Annotated in this window: 15 protein-coding genes and 1 tRNA gene; 11 read left to right on the forward strand and 5 right to left on the reverse strand. The window is 34.4% G+C overall.

Annotation, left to right across the window (positions count from 1 at the left end):
• The first annotated feature begins 721 nt into the window (after positions 1-721).
• Entirely contained in the window at positions 722-1,966 is a 1,245-nt protein-coding gene (locus MSWHS_RS16615; RefSeq protein WP_048158641.1) for an IS110 family transposase, read from the forward strand.
• A gap of 403 nt (positions 1,967-2,369) precedes the next feature.
• Here MSWHS_RS16615 and MSWHS_RS16620 read toward each other — a convergent pair whose 3' ends face one another.
• Entirely contained in the window at positions 2,370-3,017 is a 648-nt protein-coding gene (locus tag MSWHS_RS16620) for a CatA-like O-acetyltransferase (RefSeq protein WP_231585495.1), read from the reverse strand.
• Between the two features lie 325 nt (positions 3,018-3,342).
• On the opposite strand from MSWHS_RS16620, the gene MSWHS_RS20715 reads away from it, so the two are divergent.
• From MSWHS_RS20715 to MSWHS_RS16635, 5 genes are all read left to right on the forward strand, one after another.
• Positions 3,343-3,516, forward strand: a complete 174-nt coding sequence (locus tag MSWHS_RS20715) for a hypothetical protein (protein ID WP_156148150.1) — start codon at positions 3,343-3,345, stop codon at positions 3,514-3,516.
• A complete protein-coding gene (locus MSWHS_RS16625) occupies positions 3,470-4,027 on the forward strand; it encodes a GNAT family N-acetyltransferase (protein ID WP_048128335.1) in 558 nt (185 codons plus the stop codon). Before MSWHS_RS20715 ends, MSWHS_RS16625 begins: the two co-directional genes overlap by 47 nt.
• A 154-nt stretch (positions 4,028-4,181) precedes the next feature.
• A complete protein-coding gene (locus tag MSWHS_RS22105) occupies positions 4,182-4,307 on the forward strand; it encodes a hypothetical protein (RefSeq protein ID WP_255353700.1) in 126 nt (41 codons plus the stop codon).
• 22 nt (positions 4,308-4,329) lie between these two features.
• On the forward strand, positions 4,330-4,488 hold the full coding sequence (locus tag MSWHS_RS16630; protein WP_156151253.1) for a hypothetical protein: 159 nt from the start codon (positions 4,330-4,332) through the stop codon (positions 4,486-4,488).
• A gap of 85 nt (positions 4,489-4,573) precedes the next feature.
• Positions 4,574-6,169: a hypothetical protein gene (locus MSWHS_RS16635; RefSeq protein ID WP_156148149.1), complete on the forward strand. Its 1,596-nt coding sequence runs from the start codon at positions 4,574-4,576 to the stop codon at positions 6,167-6,169.
• Between the two features lie 128 nt (positions 6,170-6,297).
• Here MSWHS_RS16635 and MSWHS_RS16640 read toward each other — a convergent pair whose 3' ends face one another.
• Positions 6,298-7,602: an IS4 family transposase gene (locus tag MSWHS_RS16640; protein ID WP_048128329.1), complete on the reverse strand. Its 1,305-nt coding sequence runs from the start codon at positions 7,600-7,602 to the stop codon at positions 6,298-6,300.
• Positions 7,603-7,811: 209 nt separating this feature from the next.
• Between MSWHS_RS16640 and MSWHS_RS16645 the strand changes: the two genes are divergently transcribed.
• The 3 genes from MSWHS_RS16645 to MSWHS_RS16655 all read left to right on the forward strand — a co-directional run bounded on the left by MSWHS_RS16645 (position 7,812) and on the right by MSWHS_RS16655 (position 13,249).
• On the forward strand, positions 7,812-10,658 hold the full coding sequence (locus tag MSWHS_RS16645; protein ID WP_048159446.1) for a DUF2254 family protein: 2,847 nt from the start codon (positions 7,812-7,814) through the stop codon (positions 10,656-10,658).
• A 325-nt stretch (positions 10,659-10,983) separates the two neighbouring features.
• Positions 10,984-11,592 carry a site-specific integrase gene (locus MSWHS_RS16650; protein ID WP_048128323.1) on the forward strand — a complete coding sequence of 203 codons (609 nt, stop codon included), beginning with the start codon at positions 10,984-10,986 and terminating at the stop codon, positions 11,590-11,592.
• Positions 11,593-11,983: 391 nt separating this feature from the next.
• On the forward strand, positions 11,984-13,249 hold the full coding sequence (locus MSWHS_RS16655; RefSeq protein ID WP_048159447.1) for an ATP-binding protein: 1,266 nt from the start codon (positions 11,984-11,986) through the stop codon (positions 13,247-13,249).
• Here the strand turns inward: MSWHS_RS16655 and MSWHS_RS16660 are convergent.
• Positions 13,198-14,016, reverse strand: coding sequence for an IS5 family transposase (locus MSWHS_RS16660; RefSeq protein WP_048127483.1), 819 nt, complete (start codon positions 14,014-14,016; stop codon positions 13,198-13,200). The genes MSWHS_RS16655 and MSWHS_RS16660 overlap by 52 nt on opposite strands.
• A gap of 219 nt (positions 14,017-14,235) precedes the next feature.
• On the opposite strand from MSWHS_RS16660, the gene MSWHS_RS16665 reads away from it, so the two are divergent.
• Both MSWHS_RS16665 and MSWHS_RS16670 read left to right on the forward strand, forming a co-directional pair.
• Entirely contained in the window at positions 14,236-17,988 is a 3,753-nt protein-coding gene (locus MSWHS_RS16665; RefSeq protein ID WP_052722763.1) for a hypothetical protein, read from the forward strand.
• Positions 17,989-18,406: 418 nt separating this feature from the next.
• A complete protein-coding gene (locus tag MSWHS_RS16670; RefSeq protein WP_156148148.1) occupies positions 18,407-18,622 on the forward strand; it encodes a hypothetical protein in 216 nt (71 codons plus the stop codon).
• Between the two features lie 326 nt (positions 18,623-18,948).
• On the opposite strand, the gene MSWHS_RS16680 is transcribed toward MSWHS_RS16670, so the two are convergent.
• Both MSWHS_RS16680 and MSWHS_RS16685 read right to left on the reverse strand, forming a co-directional pair.
• Positions 18,949-19,034 (reverse strand) — tRNA-Ser (locus MSWHS_RS16680).
• Between the two features lie 150 nt (positions 19,035-19,184).
• Positions 19,185-19,970 carry a peptidylprolyl isomerase gene (locus tag MSWHS_RS16685; protein ID WP_048128315.1) on the reverse strand — a complete coding sequence of 262 codons (786 nt, stop codon included), beginning with the start codon at positions 19,968-19,970 and terminating at the stop codon, positions 19,185-19,187.
• Positions 19,971-20,020: the final 50 nt, after the last annotated feature.

Below are 20,020 nucleotides of genomic sequence, written 5' to 3' on the forward strand. Positions count from 1 at the left end.
ATTTTTAGATTCGGACAATACATATCAAGCTCAAACTGGATTTTCTCTATAAGTTTCCTGCAGCAAGTTCCTGTAACTCCGTAATTTTACTCCAGTATTCCTATAAGGACCTCTAGCTCAATTCCGTCATGGATGATTTTTTTTTCGCAGGCCATGTGAGATATTCCTGACAAGCTCTTCTTCATTTAAAGAATCCTGTATATTTTCAACCACATATCTGCAAACCTGCCTCTCCCTTTCAAAATACAGATGTTTCAGAGCAGACAACCTTCGGACAATCTTATATTAAGGGGGTACACTTACTCAGAAAATTTTAAATATTATAAAAATAAATAAGAATTAACAAGTTATATAATAACTTGGAAAAACAAAAAAACGGAAAAACAAAAAAACGGAAAAACGGAAAAACGGAAAAACGGAAAAACGGAAAAACGGAAAAACGGAAAAATGGAAAAATGGAAAAATAGAAAAATAGAAAAACACACATGAAATTCTTCGAATAACATGCCCAAATAAATGAAAGTCCTTTTCACTTACCTTTTTTGTATATTAACTCCATCATTCTCTTAGGACAGGAAAGTTGTCTTTTATTTGGCTCTTCGAAGCCGTAGAAAAACTAACCATTGAATTGCCCTCGAAGGCTCAAATGTGACTTTGATCACGGATGCCAAATTGCCTTTTAGGTAATTCTACTGTCCTATAAATGATGGAGTAATGTAAATTGGCAGGAGAAATAAACAAATCTTGCGGTTTAGATATCCACAAAAGTTTTTTGATTGCTACTATCCTCAGCAGATCCGGTGAAAAACAGCAACAGCGTATCAAGAGAGACGATGATGGAATTTTAAGCCTTAGAAATTGGGTTACATCAGAAAAATGTGACGTTGTTGCATGTGAATCAACAAGTGACTTTTGGGTCCCTATTCATGATTCATTGATAAAACATCTGCCTTTTATAGTTGGAAATGCTCGCGACATGAAAGCATTTACACATAAAAAGACAGATAAAATAGATTCCGAAGTCATTGCAAAACTTGCACTGAATGGCATGGTTCAACCATCAAGAGTTTTCCCAAAAAAACACAGAGAATATCGTTCATACATTCGGCTTCGCCACAAACTTGTACAAAAAAGAACGGATATAAAAAATGAAGCTCATGCCATTCTCGCACCTGAAATGTTTAATCTAAAAGATGTGCTGACAGACATTTTTGGAAAAAATGGTAGAGAGATATTATCAGGAATCTCTTCAGGTAAAAATGTTGACCAGATTATACAAAACCTTTCTCCAAATGTTCGTAAAAAAAGCGCTCAGATCCGAGAGCTTCTGGACAGAGAAATCTCCCAGAGTGCTGCAATCAGGCTTCAGATATGTTTGAAGCTAATAAAGAATTTTGACGATTCAATCGAACTTTTGGGAAAGGAAATTTTCAATTATGCTTATGGAAATCATAAGCGAGAAATGGAAATTTTAAAATCTGTTCCAGGCATAGGGGAACTTGGTGCGGCAACTTTAATCGCTGAAATAGGTGATTTCAAAGATTTTGCTTCAGGGGACAAGCTTGCTTCATGGCTTGGACTGGTTCCTAATGTGTACCAATCTGCAGATAAATACCACAATGGAAGGATCACTAAGAGAGGATCAAAGGTAGCAAGGTGGATTCTAATACAGATTGCTCAAGCAGCAGCAAGAACAAAAAATAGCAAGTTAAAAGAGTTTTTTAACAGAAAAAAGAAGTCAATTGGACATGCAAAGGCGATTGTTGCCCTGGCAAGGAAAATTGCAACGATAATATGGCACCTTATCACAAATGATGAGATGTACGAAGATGAAACGGGATATATCAAGGGAGAAGTTCAAAGGAGGAAGATTGTTGAGACCGAGATATTTTCGGTTGATGAACGTATCTCAATAATTAGTGAAATATTCGCAATTGTTGAAAAAAAGAAACCTGACATTAAGTGAAGGCGAAGTATCCTCACGTCCACATTCCGGACCCTGGCTTCTATTTAACAGGACAAAAATGCTATATTTGCTTCCAACATAATCAGAAATTCTGAATGAGGGTCCGGAGTGTGAAATCAGAGGTACTTTCATGCCAAATAGAAAAATAGAAAAATGGAAAAATGGAAAAATGGAAAAACGGATTTCCAGCTAATTAAATATTCATGAGATTGGGAAAGAACTAAACTCTAAACTCCTATTTTATTCTTAACCAATTGTTTGTAAACATACACCGATATGCCGATAAAAACAAAACTGTTCATACACATATATTTGATTCAAATTCTTGAAACTTTTATTGATACGAGAATAAAATTGGTTTTGAGATAAGCTCAACTACTGATACTCCCATTATGCTTATAATCTACACTTCATCCAGGTATCTCTGCAGCTTATCCGCAAGTTTGCCAATATGAATACCATCAACAAATGCATGATGAACCTGAACTGCAAACGGCATCATAAATTTGCCTTCTCTTTCATGATATTTTCCCCAATCAAATATGGGCTGCGCTTTTTCTCTGTTTCCGAAATCCGTGTGCGAAATATGCGTAAATGTTATCCACGGCAAGGCAGAGAATTGATATACATCATTTTCTACAGGTCCTGTAAAATGTTCTTTTTGATTTTCTGCCGTTACGATTGCCAGTTGTACAAACTTCTCAACCGTATCCTGCATGGGAACATTTACTACCTTAAATAATTCTGTTTCTTTCTCCAGATATGTAAATGAGGTGTCAATGGATTCGTATAACACAACTTCACCATCAAGAAAACGATACCGAAATTCCTCGATTTCATTTGCGCATTTCGTAACGGCAAATATAAACGCTATCGTAAACGGCCAATTATTTTCTTTAACGTACTTTTTGAAATTCGTCACATCAAGTTCAAAACTCACACAATATTGAGGCTGCACCGCACTCCTGTATATTTGACAATACTCTTTTCTTTTCCATGTTTCAAAATCTATTATCTGGTATCTGTTTCCCACATTTACACCTTCTTTCAATACAATCTACATTACGATATATTTCCTTTTTAGTTTCACGACCTATTTTCGCTACAGATCTCACACATTACCGTTTCCTTAAGCGGTTTTCCGGGTATTATGGCAGTCAGAATTCAAAAAGCCCGTGGAAATCAAATCCTGCCAGATTTCCGTATCAGGCCAGAGCCATAGTTTTCAGATTTAAACAAATGTTTGAAAATGTTTGAAAAAAAGTATTAATTATTCCAGGCCTCTTAGGCCCATATCAAGACAGGGATCTGTTAGCAGAATATATAAATAACACAAACACAGATAGTTGAATCATACAAAAAGAAGGTATTCACAAATGGCAAAACCTATTGAACTCGGGCTTGTTCTTGAAGGAGAAGATGCAGAGAGGTTCTTTGAATATGATGAAAATCCCGAGGTTTCAGACGAATTAATAGCAATGTTCATTGAAGGCAAGGAAATATATGAGCAAAACAAACGAAAACTTTCGAGCATCAATTCCAGGCTCTGAACTTGTTATCGTACCACTCAATGAACACCACAGCCTTTTATCATTTAATTGCTCAAATTCAGAATTAAACGATTTTTTGAAAAATGATGCTCTGGATGATCAGAATAATTTGATCACCAGAACTAGTTTGTGCTTTTGGAATTATGAACTGGCGGGGTTTGTTGCTCTGGTAGCAGATACAATTGAAGCTAAAGCTGTAATTGATGGAATTGAGCGTTATAAGTATAGCAAATACCCTGCAGTTAAAATTGCAAGACTGGCAGTAGATTCCAGATTTGAAGGAAAAGGAATAGGCACGTATCTGGTGAAAATAGTAATGGGTCAAGCGTTATCAATTTGCAATAACATTGGATGTAGATACATTCTTGTTGATTCAAAAGAAGGGTCAACTGGTTTCTATGGAAAGTACGGATTCAAAATTGCAGAGAAAAATAAGAAAAAAGATTTCATTCCGATGTATCTTAACATGAAACCGATTATTGCTAAAATGAACCTTGAGACTAAAGATTAAGAGTCTTGATTATTCCAAGCACAAATCCGCCATTCAATAAGCTTGGAGGGGTTACGGAGGTGGGGAAATCCTTGATATTCACACCATCCGGCGCAGGGGCTCGTCCTGGCACTGGTCCCGCAGCAGACCTGAAGAAGCAACGGGGGTTGCACCTATGACCATCTCCGGAAATACCTCGAAAAAGCATGAGTCCAGAAGAGGGTTTCATGTTCTGGGCTATAGGCTGCCGGAACTGGACCTGTTCTTTATCTCTCTTACCAGAAAAAGAAAAAGTGAATAAGAAAAGCCAGGCAAAACATTTTTTGAAAGGTGTAATCAGCAAAATAACCGGATACAGGATTTCCCACAGGTCAGACTCTAACGCCTTTTTTTCTGGGGCTCTTGAGCACGTCCGCGAGGTTTTGCAAGCTAAACCGAAGGATAAAGCCGAAGGAAAAAGAAAAGCTCATTACGGACTTTAGAAGGGCTTCTGAGTTATTTATGCAGGGGTAAGTTTATAAAGAAATTAAAAATTAAAAATTATCGATAACTGTTTCCAAAGATTCGATGAGTTCAAATTCTATCCCTCGCACTAAATTCATGGGTTATAATATAATTATATTAAGTATTTCAGAATACTTATATAGAACACCCTCTTTATTAATGCTAACCATAGAATATATGCTAAAAAAAGATGATACTGTGGAAACTGAAATTCCTACTGTAATTATGTTTTTTGTATATTTAGTATTGATTTTAGGTCTCTTCTCTGTTATTTTTTTCATTTATTATAGCTGGAAAATATATAAAGACTCATATACATTTAATCGCTTCATCAAATGGATATTCTGTTATTTGTTATTTTTCCCTATTTATTTAACAGGCGAGCCTTCATTATCAAAGACGTCGATATATGAACTTGCTTTAGGTTACTTCGGTTTTTTATTCGCACTTATAACAGCATTCTTTTTACTTAGAATTGAGGAGAGAAGCTTTAATTATAAATATGCCAAAGGTTTTTTGATTTCATTTTCACTTTTTTTAATTCTAATTACTTTCTATATTAATAGTGTTTTTCGTAGTCCCTTGTTTATGTCATTTTGTGGTAGCATTTACCTTGCATCTTTTCTTCTATTTTTTACATACATTACTAAAATAATACATAATATTACAAAAAAAGATATTACAAAAAAAGAGATGATTAGATATCCAATATTTTTTCTTATTGTTTTAGTTGGCTTTCTTTTAATTAACACATACACTAATGGGTTCTATAATGCTTTAGTAATTGTACTTAGTTTAATAGGAATAATATTCCTTTTTGGTTTAGAGACCTATTTCTATTGGGTATTAAACTGGTTTAATTCTAACTCAAACGAGAATGATATAATTAACACAACGCCTGGGAATTATTTTATTAAGAAACTTTTTGAGTACGAAAATAAATTTCTACACAAAAAAATTCCTATTGATTCAAGTCCATATTATCTATATGATGAAATTTATAACAGTGTATTAAATGATAAAGACTTAGATCTAAAGGATTACAGCTTAAAAGAACTTCAATTTATGCTAGTTTGTACAAACCAACTAGTAAACGAAATTCATCAAGCTCTGTCTTCATATCAAAGCTCTATTATAGCAGGGCTTGGATTAATGATTCTTCCAGTCTTTAGGTTTTACAGTTCTTTTACTGAATACTGGCTTACTTTTTCGATCCCGACACCAACTATACTCACCAATTTAGAAGCTACAATTTTTTCAAAAATGCTTCATTTAGATTATTTTATACGAGTATATATTGTACTTATAATGATGTACATTATGGCTACCTTATTAGCAGCAATTTTGTCTCTGGGTAATCAAAATAGTAGAATAAAAATCTGGATACAAAAGCATGAAGTAATAAATATAGTTTATGGGCTCATTCCTATCATAATTGGCATTTTTATGGTGACAACATGGCTACAATCAAGAGACATAAGGATGGGAATGGAAGATTTCTTTCTTTTAGGAGCTGGTATGTGTCTTTATTATCCTGGTGTATTTTGGAAAAAATTCGAAAATATAAGACTGAATAACGCATACAAGTTAATATTAGCTATTAATCATGAAATGTTATTTTCGGAAGATGAAAAATTAGAAATACAAAAAAGTGAATAAAACAAAGAAAAAACCAAAAATACTTTACTGTAAAAGTAGTAGAAAATATAAATAAACTTATTTTCATTGGTCATCGGTTAAGAACTTATTCCCGTCTCCCAATAGTGTTTTCTATTTAACCTTTTTCATTAAAACCATTTTTCTCTGAACCTTTCTCTATTTACATGTGGATCCAATGCTTGACTTTCATATACACTCATTATCGTTTCAAAAGTTCTTTGAATTCCACATCTATTCAGAATTACTGTCAACAAATCTGATGCATTCTCTGCAAATATTGTGCTCCAACGTAACTGTGTATATTGAGCCATTTTTTCAGGATGAGCTGTTGAGTTTCTTACAAGGGAATAAATCTTTCTGCTAACGATTAATGTTAACATTGCTGTCCAGATTATAGCTTCAATTACCTGTTCATTCTTTGTTTCAAGAACGTCAAGAGCATATTTGCTTTTTAACTCCTTGAAAAGTAGTTCTATGTCCCACCTTGCTCCATATAATTTTGCAATGTCTTTTGCATTTAAAACATCTTTATGAATATTTGTGATATATATGTGATGCTTTTCATCCTCATCATTATATACCGCAACAAGACGTACTTTCATCTCATCCTGTTTTTGTTTGCCTTTATATGCTCTTCTTTTGAATGCTATTTTTACAACTGCATCAAGATCTTTTCCAGAAAGTTGTTTAATACACTCACTAACAGGTTTTCCAGCGAATTCTTTATTTTTTGTCTTAGGAAGCCCTTCTTCAACAGAAACAAGAACAGGATCCATATTCTTCCTTATTCTTGAAACAAAATATCCTCCGTTTTCCTCAACTCTTGCAAACATTTGAGTTTTGTAAAAACCAAGATCAACAAGAAGAATACGGTCTTTAATCCAGGGACCTATTTTCAATGTTTTTATTTCAGCTGTTTTTTCAGAGTACAGAGCAACGGTTTTAGGTCCGTTAGCAACTGCACTTACCATAACTCCTACTTTTACTCCAGCAGCTACATTTCTTGCTCTTGCTGCTGGAAACTTGTCTGCTAAAGAGGAGTGAAGACGAACAATTGTGCTGTCCTGAATAAGAACATCCTGAAAGTTTTCGAGTTTTTTGCTAAGTTTTCTACCAGGTTCTTTTGCAAGCTCTTCTATGCCGTGAATAACACACTGATGAAGAAACTCAACAAGTTCTGGAGTGAATCTATAGTACCAGCTGCTGTCGCTTAATGTCTTATTTGATTCTTTTTCATATCCTCTTTTCAAACTGGCAAGTGTACGCTGCAAGCGTACACCAAAACCAAGAGTTAAAACCCAAAAGATGATGACAGGGTCAATTTTACGCTCACGTACTATAAGATCAGTTTCTTTGGCAGTTTGCCTTAACCACTCTTCGGGAAACATTTCCCGAAGAGAGTCTTCAAGAGTAGGTGGGGGACGAGGAGACATAGATGCACTAATATTTAGATTATTAATATAAAAATACATACAAGAGTAACTATCTAACGCTTAACCGATGACGCATGAACTTATTTTTAATTTATTATAGATTAAAAAATAATGCTTTTAGTATTTAATATATTGGTGATTGATGTATACTTTAAATTAGATTCAAAAAACAATATTCATATAAATTAAACATTTTAGTTAATTGTATTATGATACAATTGCTCAAAAAAACACTTTTTTACATTCAACAAACAAAAAAGCAATGGGTATCATGTTTTATACTAAATTCTTTTTTGTTTTATCTTATATACGTTAGACCCTTCAAAAGTATAAACATACACCAAGAAAGTGCATTATCTCTATTAAGCACATTGGCTCAGAGTGAAGCTGCTATCCTTGCCATAGTTATAAGCTTGAGCTTGGTTGTAATTCAACACTCTGCTTCTTCATATTCGGCGAGAGTTGTTGATATTTTTAAAAATGATCTTATAATTTGGGAATTTTTAGTATTATATGGATTATCAATATTCTACTCACTTTTTTTGATTGGATTGATAAATAAAACGAATGATTCGGATTTGGGCCAATATTATAGCACAGCTTACGTGCTTTCAGTTATTGCATATCTCTCGCTTTTCTATTATATTTACTATGTCTTTAAAATGATAAGGCCAAGCTCAGTAATTGACAGCCTTGATAAAAATATTAACATACAGAGCTTATCTGAGTCTTGGTATCCTTTAGATGAATCTTACATGGAGATTTCAGAAGATGAGCCAAAAATAGTTAGAATAAATGTACGTCTAAACAACGAGATAGACCCTCTTCTCCCAATAATCGAAATTATACGTGCTTCAATTGAAAAATATGATTATGCTACAGCAAGATATGGACTTGAAGCAGTAACGTACTCTTTTTTAAACATATTAATACGAAATCCCATTGAGGAAAAAAGAATTTCAGAGCATATATTTAATCGTATTTTAGAAATTTGGAAATTAGCTTTGAGAAAAAAAGATATCAAATTTATCGACATGGTACTGTTACAATATTGTTACATCGGAGATAAATGCACTTATCCCGTAGGTGGTTCATCGCTTATTAATTCTCTGTTGAGACATGTATCAAAAACTTTATTTTCATCATACAATACTCTAAGTATACCGTATTTTGAACAAAAAGCTGTACAAAAAAACTTGTTATATACTACTTTTTTATCAGAATATTATTTGAAGGAAGCTTTTAAATCAATAATAGAAATTAAAGAAGATGATTTTACAAAGTTATCGATAAATTTGATAAAATCTATTCATGGAATTGGGTTATCTACTTTTAGATATCGTGGCAATTTAAGAATGGACGAACAAATAGTTATTTTAGAAAGTTTAGAATGTTCAACTTCCGGTTTATCAGACGTTTTAGGAGAAATAGGTTTTGCTGCACTCAACTCAGACTCAAAAGATTCAAAAGATGCTGTAAATGAAGTTATTTCTACTCTTAAAGATATTGGGGAAGCATCAGTTAATAATAATCTCATACATAGTATATCTCATATATTGGAAGCACTTCGTATTGTTGGCGAAGAATCAGCAAAAAAAGGAAAGGAATTTGAATCTTCAACTGAAAGCGTAATAGAACATATAGAAAGTATAGCATTCCAGATAGATACCCAATCAAAAGAAAAAAATGGAGTTAAACAAAATCAGCTAATAGAATATTATAAACATATTACTACACACTATACTAAAAAAACTTACTATATAGGTAAAACAAATAATTCACGTGAAGAATTTAAGGAAGAAATTAAACGTGAAACTGATTTAATTTTCTTGCATATTTTTGATCATATTTACAGAGTTAGTAAAGAATCCGTTAAAAGCAACTGCTTTGACATAGCAAAAAAAGGCATAAAATCACTGGAACGTATTCAAAAAATCTTTGAAAATGACACTAGATATTCGTTCCATATTTGTAGCTATATAAAATATATCGGATCAGAAGCTGTGGAAGATAAGCAGAAGCTTTTAGTTGAGAATGCTTCTAGTTTAGTTGAAGAGTCAATTAGGTCTCTATACACAATTGGAATATTACAATTTGGTTACCTATTTGATTTAGAAGAAAGTGAAAGTGAAATAATCGACTTTTTAAATAAGGAATATAATGCTGCTTTGTCTAATAAATCATGTGTTCATAGTCTAAATTATAATAATATAATGTGGGTTGAAGATAATACACATTCCATCGAATTAAAGGTAGTTAGCAAAAACGAAGATAATGAAATAGAAAAAATACATGATGGAAAAGAAAAAACGTTGATTGTGGATGGTATAGAAAACAAAGATATTAAAGTGTTTTGCCTTCGTGATATAGAAGAGGGTGATTTAAATTCATTTCACCCGGGTTCACTAAAAGCATTCAAAAATAGAATTATACCTAATAGTGATTATTATATAATACCAGAAACTTTAGAGAACATAAGAGACCTTATCTCTAAATATCAAAAAAACTCACAGACATGCGTCTCTGTACATCCAATTTATATGGCGATTAAATGTTTTGAAAATTTTGGGATAATATCTATTCATCGGCGAGAAAAAGGCCCCTTATTTAAAATAATAAGGTCTCTCATTTCAATGGAAGAGCTTGAAAGTGAGAGATTGAAAAATTTGGAAAATGATAAGGGTCAAGATGCTGAGGACGACTTTTATTGGGCTGAAACACTGATTTCAGACTCACTTTATCATATTTTAATTGAATCTTTAAAATATAAATTAATTGAACTTTATATATTAAGGGAATCTGTAGATTGCTTAATCAAGATAGATAAAGAGCATCCTGATCTTTTAGGAATGACCGCAGATAGATTCCAGAATCTTTTGGAAATGATAAAAGAATCTAAGCTTGGGGGATCTGCGTATGATGACATTATAGCATTAATCACAGAAAATGGAATTAAGCCACTTAAAAAGGAAAAGACAAAACCAATAATCAAAGCAGTTCGTCATATTTCAAAAAGGGGAACAGTTAGGCGAATGAGAGAAGAATCCTCCAGATAATTTTCTTCCCCTTTAAGTCTTAACCTGAGCCTTAGAAACAAGTTTTTTCCGATCAATATAAGAAATATTCAATATCCTTTGCCTTATGTCAAAAGAAACTATTTTTTCAATCTCATATTCGGGCTTAAAAATATCTAATTTCCCCATAAATAACCATAGGATACCACTGTAAACGGAATTATAATCTCTTGATGATGCACAGGTTTTGTTACAAAACCTGTGCATTTTTGCAGATTTGATATAATTATAGGGTTTTTTAGACTCAAAAATTCTCATTATACACAGATTTAAATAAAAGCTGTGTATTAATAACATTGGTGATTTTTTGGAAAAATATCCTCAATCAGGTTATATCAAAGATTCTGAAGCCTTACATTTTTATGTGAAAGACGTAAGAATCCTAACCCCTAAAGAATATGAGGCATTAAAGGCAGCTATTCCAAAAGATCAGCATAAAACTATACTCGATATACTCCTTATTACAGGAATGAGATATGCAGAGCTTTTGAGGCTCTATGATAATCCACCCTGGTATAATGAGAAAAGAAACATAATCCACCTTCCGGAAGAAGCACAGAAGAAGCACAAAAGGAGACAGCTTGAAAGAACTATTCATCCTTTGCCTTCCATGTTTAATTATTTGCTTAAAGACTTCTGGCAGGCCCGTAAACCTCCCTTAGAAAGTACCTGGAATAAGAACCTTCAGAGATGGGCTATATCTGCAGGCATGAACCCTTATGGACTCTCGGTAAAGTCAAGTAGAAAAACATTGGAGTCCTGGTTAATTGCTTCCGGGATTGTCGAGTCAACTGTATGTTTACGCCAAGGTCACGATTCTTTAACCTCTATGCGCCATTATCAGGGTCTTGCTTTTTCAGATGAAGAATTAAGGAATATTAAAAAACAATTGATAGCATGGGGTTTTTCGGTATAATATTTAAAAAGACCAATGTCCGTGTCTGTAGATATTACTGTTTCTGCATTATACAGGGAAATACTTTCCAATGGCTTGTAAAAGATTATAAAAAAAGCTCCCCAAACAGCATACTCAATTTTATTGGAAATAGAAAATTATGGTTTAGAGCCCTTGGATGTTAAACTTTTAGAAGATTATAGTAATTGTGAAGTGAGATGAAAGAGTTAATAGAGCCATTTATGTACTTTATAAAGATATGGACTATAATTTAAACAAAAGATTCATTACGATTTAGAATCTCATTTGATAAAAATAATTAATAGTGAAAATTAACTTTTAGCTTAATAAATAGCTTTTAAAAAGAAATTATTGTGAGTAATTCCTTAATAATCTTGAACATGGTGGCAAATTGGCTAAAGAACAAAGTAATCCTTATTCTACAGGTTCAGGAGGTGCCTACTTTGAAACACATGTGCAAGCAGCTTTTACTTTGTTTATGCTCACAGGTAGGATTGCACCTTGTTTGCCACCATGGCCAATTACCAAAATTAAGCTTCAAGGACGCTATGCTGGATTCAACACAGATGATTTTATAGTTTTCGTGAAAGATTCGCAAACAAATCGTGAAGCAAAATTATTAGCCCAGATTAAACACACAATAAACATAACAGAAAAAGACAAAACATTTAGCGAAGTAATTCAGGCCTCTTGGGACGATTTTAGAAACCCAGATGTGTTTTCACAGGAGACAGATAAATTTGCTCTTATCACAGGCCCATTAAGTGCTACAGTTATAAATAATGTCCGAACCCTCTTGGAGTGGGCACGACATTCTGAAGATGAAAATGAATTTATTTCCAAGATTAATACGGAACAGTTCAGCAGCAAAGAAAAAATAGAAAAACTTGATGCATTCAAGAAACAGCTACAAAAGGCAAATGAAGGCAAAGAACTTACAGATCGACAACTCTGGGGTTTCTTACAGCATTTTTATCTACTTGGATATGATTTAGATTCAGATACAGGAAGCTCGATGCAATTACTGAAGTCATTAATTGCTCAAAGTTCTACAGCTGAGCCTTCAGGCACATGGGCAAAACTTGTAGTTGAAGTTCAATCTTTTAATAAAGACGCTGGCACACTTTCATTGGAGACTCTTTCACCTGAAATTAAACAAGTATTTAATTTTCAATTTAATTCTCAATGGGAGTCAGATATAAAAAAACTGGAAGAACATGGTAAATACATTATTGGTGGTATCAAAACAAGTATTGATGGCGTGCACATTAAAAATTATGATAAACTTAGAGAGCTATTAGAAATTAGTGAAGCACACAATTTTGTCATACTTACAGGTGAGCGCGGTAGTGGTAAATCAAGCCTTGTAAAAGAATTTGCCGAGTCAATGGAAAGTGCTGCTCCCATTTTTTGTTTCCGTACAGAAGAATTTAATAACGCACATATCGATAATGTTATTTCAAGAATCGGTTTAATTAGTTCTCTAAGTGATCTTGAAGCAGGCTTTGCACTAATGCCTAAAAAATATTTATTAATCGAGTCCCTTGAAAAAGTGCTTGAGTTAGAAAATTTCGCTGCATTCAAAGACTTACTTCAACTTAGAACCTATCCGAAAAGTCCCGCTGCTCTGAATGTTATCCATGCGCATGCGAAATGAAGCATCGCAAAGTAATTCTCAATTTTCTTTTCCCATCTAATAAGCATTCTTCTGAATCTGTTTATCCAAGAATGTGTCCTTTCCACAACCCATCTTCTTGCCCTAAAACCTGGTATCTCTATTCTTATGTTTTCCTCTCCACGGCTTTTGATATGGGCAGTATAACCATATTCTTTAACTAATTCTCTGATATCAGGAAAATCATATCCTTTATCCATACATATATTCTGAATAACATCATCTTGAGACGGTCTTTCAAAAATAATGGCATCTAAAGTCTCTTTTACAAGCTTTTTATCGTGACGATTTGCTCCATCAACAGTAACCGATAGTGGTATACCTTTACCATCTGTTAACAGACTCCTTTTTGTACCTTTTTTGCCACGATCAGTTGGATTAGCTCCGGTCCCAGCTCCACCTAGTGGAGCTTTTGTCATAGCACCGTCAATTGCTTGCCACTCCCACTCTAATCCGTTTTGATTATCATACTCCACTAGACCAGCTTTCCACATATTCTCAAATAACCCTGATCTTTGCCATTCCTGAAACCGATCATGGACAGTGCTTGGAGCTCCATAAAAGCGTGGCAACGCCTTCCATTGGCAACCAGTACGAAGAAGATAAAAAATACCACTCAGTATTCTCTTATCATCTTTTCGAGGTCGTCCAGGCTTCTTTTTGGGTTTAGGGAAAGGTAATAATGGTTTGATTTTAGTCCAGAATTCATCAGAAATCTCGTAGTCATGTCCGTTTTTTCGTGTTACCACTAATCAACATTACCCTAAAATATAGTTATTCTACTTTTCGGATAGGCTCTTATTCTGAAAAACACAGGATGGACAATAATTGCATCATGTCGTGATTATGCTTTTCAACAGATATCTTTTAATTATCTTGCTCCATATGGAATTGATTATTCTACTCTTTTAATTAATGGGTTTGACGATGTTGATATTCAAAATCTTTGTGAGCAACTAGAAATTTTAATGCCATTTGCGAATAATCAGTCATTAAAGCCCCTTCTAAAATGTCCATTTTATGCAGATTTGGCATTCAGAGTTGCTAGGACTGGAAAAAAATTCTCAATTGGTGACGGTGAAAAAGAGTTTCAGAGTGCTGTTTGGAGAGAAGTAATTTCAAAGGAATCTGAACGATTAAATGGTATGCCTTTAAGGAGACAGCAAACATTTATTGAAGTCTCTGTTAGACGTGCAAAACGAATGGTTTATAGTATTCCAAGCATAGGATTGGATTCTGAGGCTCTTCTAAAACTTGAAGAAGACAATTTAATTCAACGTGATGCCGCAAATAATCTAGTTAGTCCAGCTCATGACGTTTTAGAAGACTGGGCACTTGAAAGATACATTGACACTAAGTTCCAAGACAGTACAGGGAATATCAATGTATTTCTTAATGCAATTGGTTGCGAACCGGCCATGAATAGAGCTTTCAGGATTTGGCTCTGTCAAAAATTAAAGTATGGTGAAAGCATCGATAATTTGATTCTTTCTATATTGAATAATAAACAAATAGAGAAACTTTGGCAGGATGAAACTATTACTGCCGTACTACTTAGCGAAAAACCGAGTGAATTTCTTAATGAACTGAAAGAATCTCTTTTAGAGAATAATTGTAGTCTCTTAAAACGTTTTTGTTTTATCCTTCGTGTTTCTTGTAAATCACCTGACCAGAATTTAATGAATCAAATGTTTACTAAAGAGACTAGAAGTTTGGGTTTTTTGAAAACTCTTTATCTCAAACCTCAAGGAAAGGGATGGGAGTCTATTATTCACTTCTTATTTGAAAATAAAGAAAATCTTCCAAAGGAACTTATTCCACACGTATCTACTATCCTAGCTGACTGGTCTTCTTTAATTCATATAGATAAAGATTTACCGTCAATATCTCGAGAGGCGGGTTTGCTATCTCTTTATTTGCTCAATACCATAAAAAATTCATACATATGCAAAGATGAACAAAAAAAATTGCTTGACATCATCATTAAAGTTGTTCCAACTATTACACAAGAATTCAATGAAATGCTTGAAATTGATTTATTTAACAAAGACCAAATTAACTGCCGACCATTTTATGTTGACAAGTTGGTTGATTTGTCTCTTACAGGAATGACAACGATATTCTTATGTAAACATGCACCCAATACAGTAATCAAAATCGCTCAGCATGAATGGTTAAAGGTTGATGAATTAATAGACAATCAAGATGAATACGCATATTATCATAGAGATGTGGATGAATGTTTTGGCCTCCATCAATATAGAACAGAATCAAATTTCTTTCCTTCAAGTGGGGCAAAGGGCCCTTTCAAATGGCTATTTCAGTATCATCCAAGGAAAGGCATAGATTTTATAGTAAATCTATTCAACACAGCAGCTGAAAGGTATGCTAATTCAGATTTAGATTCACTTGAAAGACTTTCATCTATGTCTATACCTATAGATATTGATCAATCAGAAGTAAAACAGATAGACATTATTCTTAATGACGGAGGACTAGTTAAACAATACTGTTCAGAACGCTTGTGGTTAGGCTATCGTGGACAATCCGTAGTACCACATTTATTACAATCTGCTCTTATGGCCTTGGAAAATTGGTTGATTGATTACACAAAGTACTCAAAATCTATAGAAAATATTGAATGGGTTTTTGATTACGTTCTTAGGAATAGTAACTCTGTTTTGACAACTTCTGTTTTAGCTTCTGTCTCTTTAGGATTTCATGACAAGCTTGGTAAGGTGGTATTACCACTATTGAGAACTCCTGAGCTTTATGGTTTAGATTTAAAACGTTCAATATTTGAACGGGTGGATAAGGAACCAAATTGGTTTGCAATGGGACCTGATCCACTTGCCTCTATTTATCTTGAAGAAAGGCGTGCTGCAGCTCTACAACCTTGGAGAAAAGAAAATTTAGAAACATTAATTACTCGTCTTCAATTTTCAGATTTAAAGGAAGATATTTTTGCTATATTGGATGATTTTAGATCTAGAGGTAATGACGATGAAAATTGGCGTTTTTGTTTGCACAGGATTGATACTCGAGGTTGGCAGCCAGAAGTAGACGCGGAAAATAGCCGAATTATATTTACTCCATCAAATTTGGATCCAGACCTTGAAATTATCCAAAAAAAAGGAGAGGGAAAGGCCTCACTAAACAATCGAATATTTGCATTATTTTTATGGTCTACAAAGACATTCAAAAAAGAACCACTTGACGCAATATACTATGAGAGTTGGGAAGAAGCGTTAATAGAGGCTAAAAACTTAGCTAAATTCTTAGATGATAAAAATGTTGGTACTTTTGACAGTGTGCTTTATGGTAGTATAGTTAAAGCAGCTGTGATTTTCTTACGTGATTATTCAAGCGAAATGGATGAGGATGACTTATTATGGTGCATCAGATTGATAATTCAAACAGTTTTAATGAACGCTGATGCAACAAATAATATACAATCAGCCGATGAAACTGATCATTATGGAGATGCTGCATCCGCTTCCGTTCTCCCAATTATTCTAGACTTTGTATCGGAAAGCGAAGACATTCTTTTTTTAAAGAAAACTATTGCTACAGCGCTTACACATGCAAATGAAAATGTTCGAATTAACGCTGCAAATGGTGTTAGAAAATTTATGTGGACAAAAGACGCCGAATTTGCTCAAAATTGTATGCTGGGTACTATTGAATACGCATGTTTAATGTCTACTTTGAAATATCAAGAAAAGTATATCCTTGCCAGTTGCATCGAGCAAGATACAAATACTGATTTTGATATGCAACTTGATTCTTTCCGTGACAAAATTGCAAATAAACACATTAAAGCAGAAATTAACAACATTAGTTTCCGTTCCCATGCTCCACATCATTTGTTAGTTCCACTTTTAATAATTCCAAAAGGCTCATCTGATTCCACTCATATTTCACTTCTCTCACAAGTTCTTGAGCTCTTGATTGAAAATGAAGCAAGAGAACAAAATCATATTAGTAAGCATGAACCTGAAATCAGAATGCCCTACAATCTTCCAATGAAGTTCGCTGAAATATTCGCAGGTTACTTGTTTAATGCTTCAGATTCAACAGTTGAACAGGCATTTTTGGAACTTTTAAAGATAGGATGTGACAAAGCTCCTAACTTCTTAGATTTGATATTATTATATATTCAAATAGAAGGAGAGAAAAGGGGTCAAAAAGAACGTTATTGGTGGTTTTGGAATCTATTATCTGAAACGATTCAAAATATCGCTATTAATCTAGCTAGAAATAAACATCAAACTAAGCAACTAGAAAATAAGCGTAATTTAATTCGCAGAATGCTCTTTGCCGATATGTCACATCAATATGCTGATAATGAATATGACAATATTAAAACTGGAAAGAAAGAAATTGAAAAATTTGTTCAAAGTGCTGGAACCAATATTGATGTCTTTGAATCGATGAGTAAACTCATGTATTATTATCCCGATTTGTTCTTGAATTCAGGTCTCCATATACTCTCAAAACATCAAAATGAAGTAGGAGGGACAGAGATATTTTCAAAAAATGCTGTTTTTTATTTAGAAAAAACTATTAGCCGTTTCTTATTGTTTGATAATACTAAACCATTGACAAAGAGTTTGCATGAAGCCTGTAAATTGTTGATAGATGCAATTATTGAAACAGGTTCTTCTGAAGCTTATTATCTTCGTGAACATCTAATTCATTCTAGAAAGATTATTAGTTGAGATTTTGTTATTGAATTTATCCCAAAACCTGGTTTCTTCGTAAATTAATAAAAGTTTCAGAACTAAATTCAATGACACGGAACTCGATTATTGTTCATTTTTGATAATTCCATATGGTATCTGAGCATCTCTCAGGTCTCCGGATCCGTCCAGGTCCCAACCTCAAAAAGCATGTTATTTTTGCTGCTATCGTTTTTTCCGGGCTTTTTTTCTTGCTTTTTGTTAGTAAGTAACATACATATCTTTTTTTCAATTTTTAAGTAAAATTACTTATTTATCTTATTTCACTTAATTTATATTTCCTTTTTATAATCCCATTAGTTAATTACCTTTTATGATCTCCAAATTTAAAGAAAAGTTTTCCAGAAAAAACATCAAATCGGTAGCTCTGAAATCTGCTACCGCAGTATCCGGAGGTGTGGCAGTACTCACTGCTAACGCATCTGCAGCAATAAACACAACTGCTATTACTGAGTCGATTTCTGCAATAACCGGTATTCTCCCAGCTATGGGAGATATGGTCTCTGCTGCAATTGGCCCTATGATGACCATAGGAATTGCAATGTTCTGTCTCAGGTTCTTTGATGATATCCTGGGGGCGATAAGCACAGGGCTTAGTTTTGGCCGCCGTTAAAAGGGGGGCTTCTCTTGAATCCCTCCCGTTTATTTATTCCTCTGCTTCTTCTTTTATTCCTTCCTGGCTCTGCAATGGCTGCAGATGTTAACGTAACATTCAGCGACCTTAACTTATACCCTTCTCAGGAATTTTCCTTATATCAGGTGACTGAATCAGGCTCTCAATACCTCGGCACTTATAACACCACTGATACAGTATCCCTGAACTCAGAATATGAGTATAAAAATGTCTGTTTCTTTAATTGCCGCAACTATTCGAGAAAACATTAGAAAAGAAACGAATAAAAAGAGACAATATTTAAAAGAGACCAGAAAAAGAATTGACGCTGAGGGGGAGATTCGAACTCCCGTAGCGCGTGAGCACTACCGGTTTTCAAGACCGGCGCCGTGGTCCGCTGGGCTACCTCAGCATGTTGAAGATATAAATATTACTGGCTTTTCGGATAGGACCTGGCAAATCGCCCTGATATCCGGGGAGCGTATACAGAGAACCTGATTATTATATATAAAATTTGCGAAGAGAAAGAACTCTTCGCTGCTCTGTAAATTACAGTTAAAAATTATTCCTGGGACTCTGAAGGCTCTTCTTTAACTTCAGCTTCGGTTTCGGCTTCAGCTTCAGCTTCGGTTTCAGCTTCGGTTTCAGCTTCTACTTCAGGTTCTGCAGGTGCAGGGACTTCAGCTTCGGCGGTGACCTTTTCGATGAACTGAATTTCTTTGAGATCGGCATACTTGAAGAGTTCGGTTGCTACTCTGTTCTTTGCCATAAGCCAGCGCTGGTTGAAGGTAAGACCTGTGGGCACATTGATCTTTGCAACACAGTCATCAATTTCAACTTCTGTGTCACGAATGCCAGTATAGAGAGCAAGAAGACCCTGGATCTTTTCAACATTATCTTCAAGGACCTTTTCAATATTGTACTCGTAGTTAACGGTCTTGCCTGCAAAGGGGCTGTTAAAGTCTACAGTGACCCTACGGCCGATGACCCTGCTGACAACTCCTCTTCTGCCGTCCAGTTCAACAGGCTGCCCAGGGTGAACATTTCTGTCCTGGAACTTTGTTATGGAAACAGTTTCTACAAGCGTGGGGTTTCTAGGACCGAATGCCTTTTCCGGAGGGATTGAAACTGTGCCGGAGTAACCAGCTTCCTTTCCATCAAAGTCTTCATCAAGCCCCTGAATTGTGTGCCCTGCCCCGACAATAACGACGTCTCCGCCGTAAAGGCCCTGGGGATTAAAGATCTCTTCTTTTTTTGCAAGCTCTTCGTCTGTTGTGTCGAAAATCCTGCCGTCTTCAAATCTACCTGTGTAGTTTAACTTTATGAAATCGCCTTTCTGAATTGCCATAATACTCAACTCTTCTATTAAATTAATTAAATTTGATAAGCAAGGAAATT

It is taken from the genome of Methanosarcina sp. WWM596, assembly GCF_000969965.1.
Lineage (GTDB): Archaea > Halobacteriota > Methanosarcinia > Methanosarcinales > Methanosarcinaceae > Methanosarcina.

Bases quoted from the DNA above. Each gene is read 5' to 3' on its own strand.
- MSWHS_RS16645 (WP_048159446.1), top strand. From the start codon at position 7,812: ATGATACAATTGCTCAAAAAAACACTTTTTTACATTCAACAAACAAAA.
- MSWHS_RS16640 (WP_048128329.1), bottom strand. From the start codon at position 7,602: ATGTCTCCTCGTCCCCCACCTACTCTTGAAGACTCTCTTCGGGAAATG.
- MSWHS_RS22105 (WP_255353700.1), top strand. From the start codon at position 4,182: ATGACCATCTCCGGAAATACCTCGAAAAAGCATGAGTCCAGAAGAGGG.
- MSWHS_RS20715 (WP_156148150.1), top strand. From the start codon at position 3,343: ATGGCAAAACCTATTGAACTCGGGCTTGTTCTTGAAGGAGAAGATGCA.
- MSWHS_RS16685 (WP_048128315.1), bottom strand. From the start codon at position 19,970: ATGGCAATTCAGAAAGGCGATTTCATAAAGTTAAACTACACAGGTAGA.
- MSWHS_RS16625 (WP_048128335.1), top strand. From the start codon at position 3,470: ATGAGCAAAACAAACGAAAACTTTCGAGCATCAATTCCAGGCTCTGAA.
- MSWHS_RS16635 (WP_156148149.1), top strand. From the start codon at position 4,574: ATGAGTTCAAATTCTATCCCTCGCACTAAATTCATGGGTTATAATATA.
- MSWHS_RS16665 (WP_052722763.1), top strand. From the start codon at position 14,236: ATGCCATTTGCGAATAATCAGTCATTAAAGCCCCTTCTAAAATGTCCA.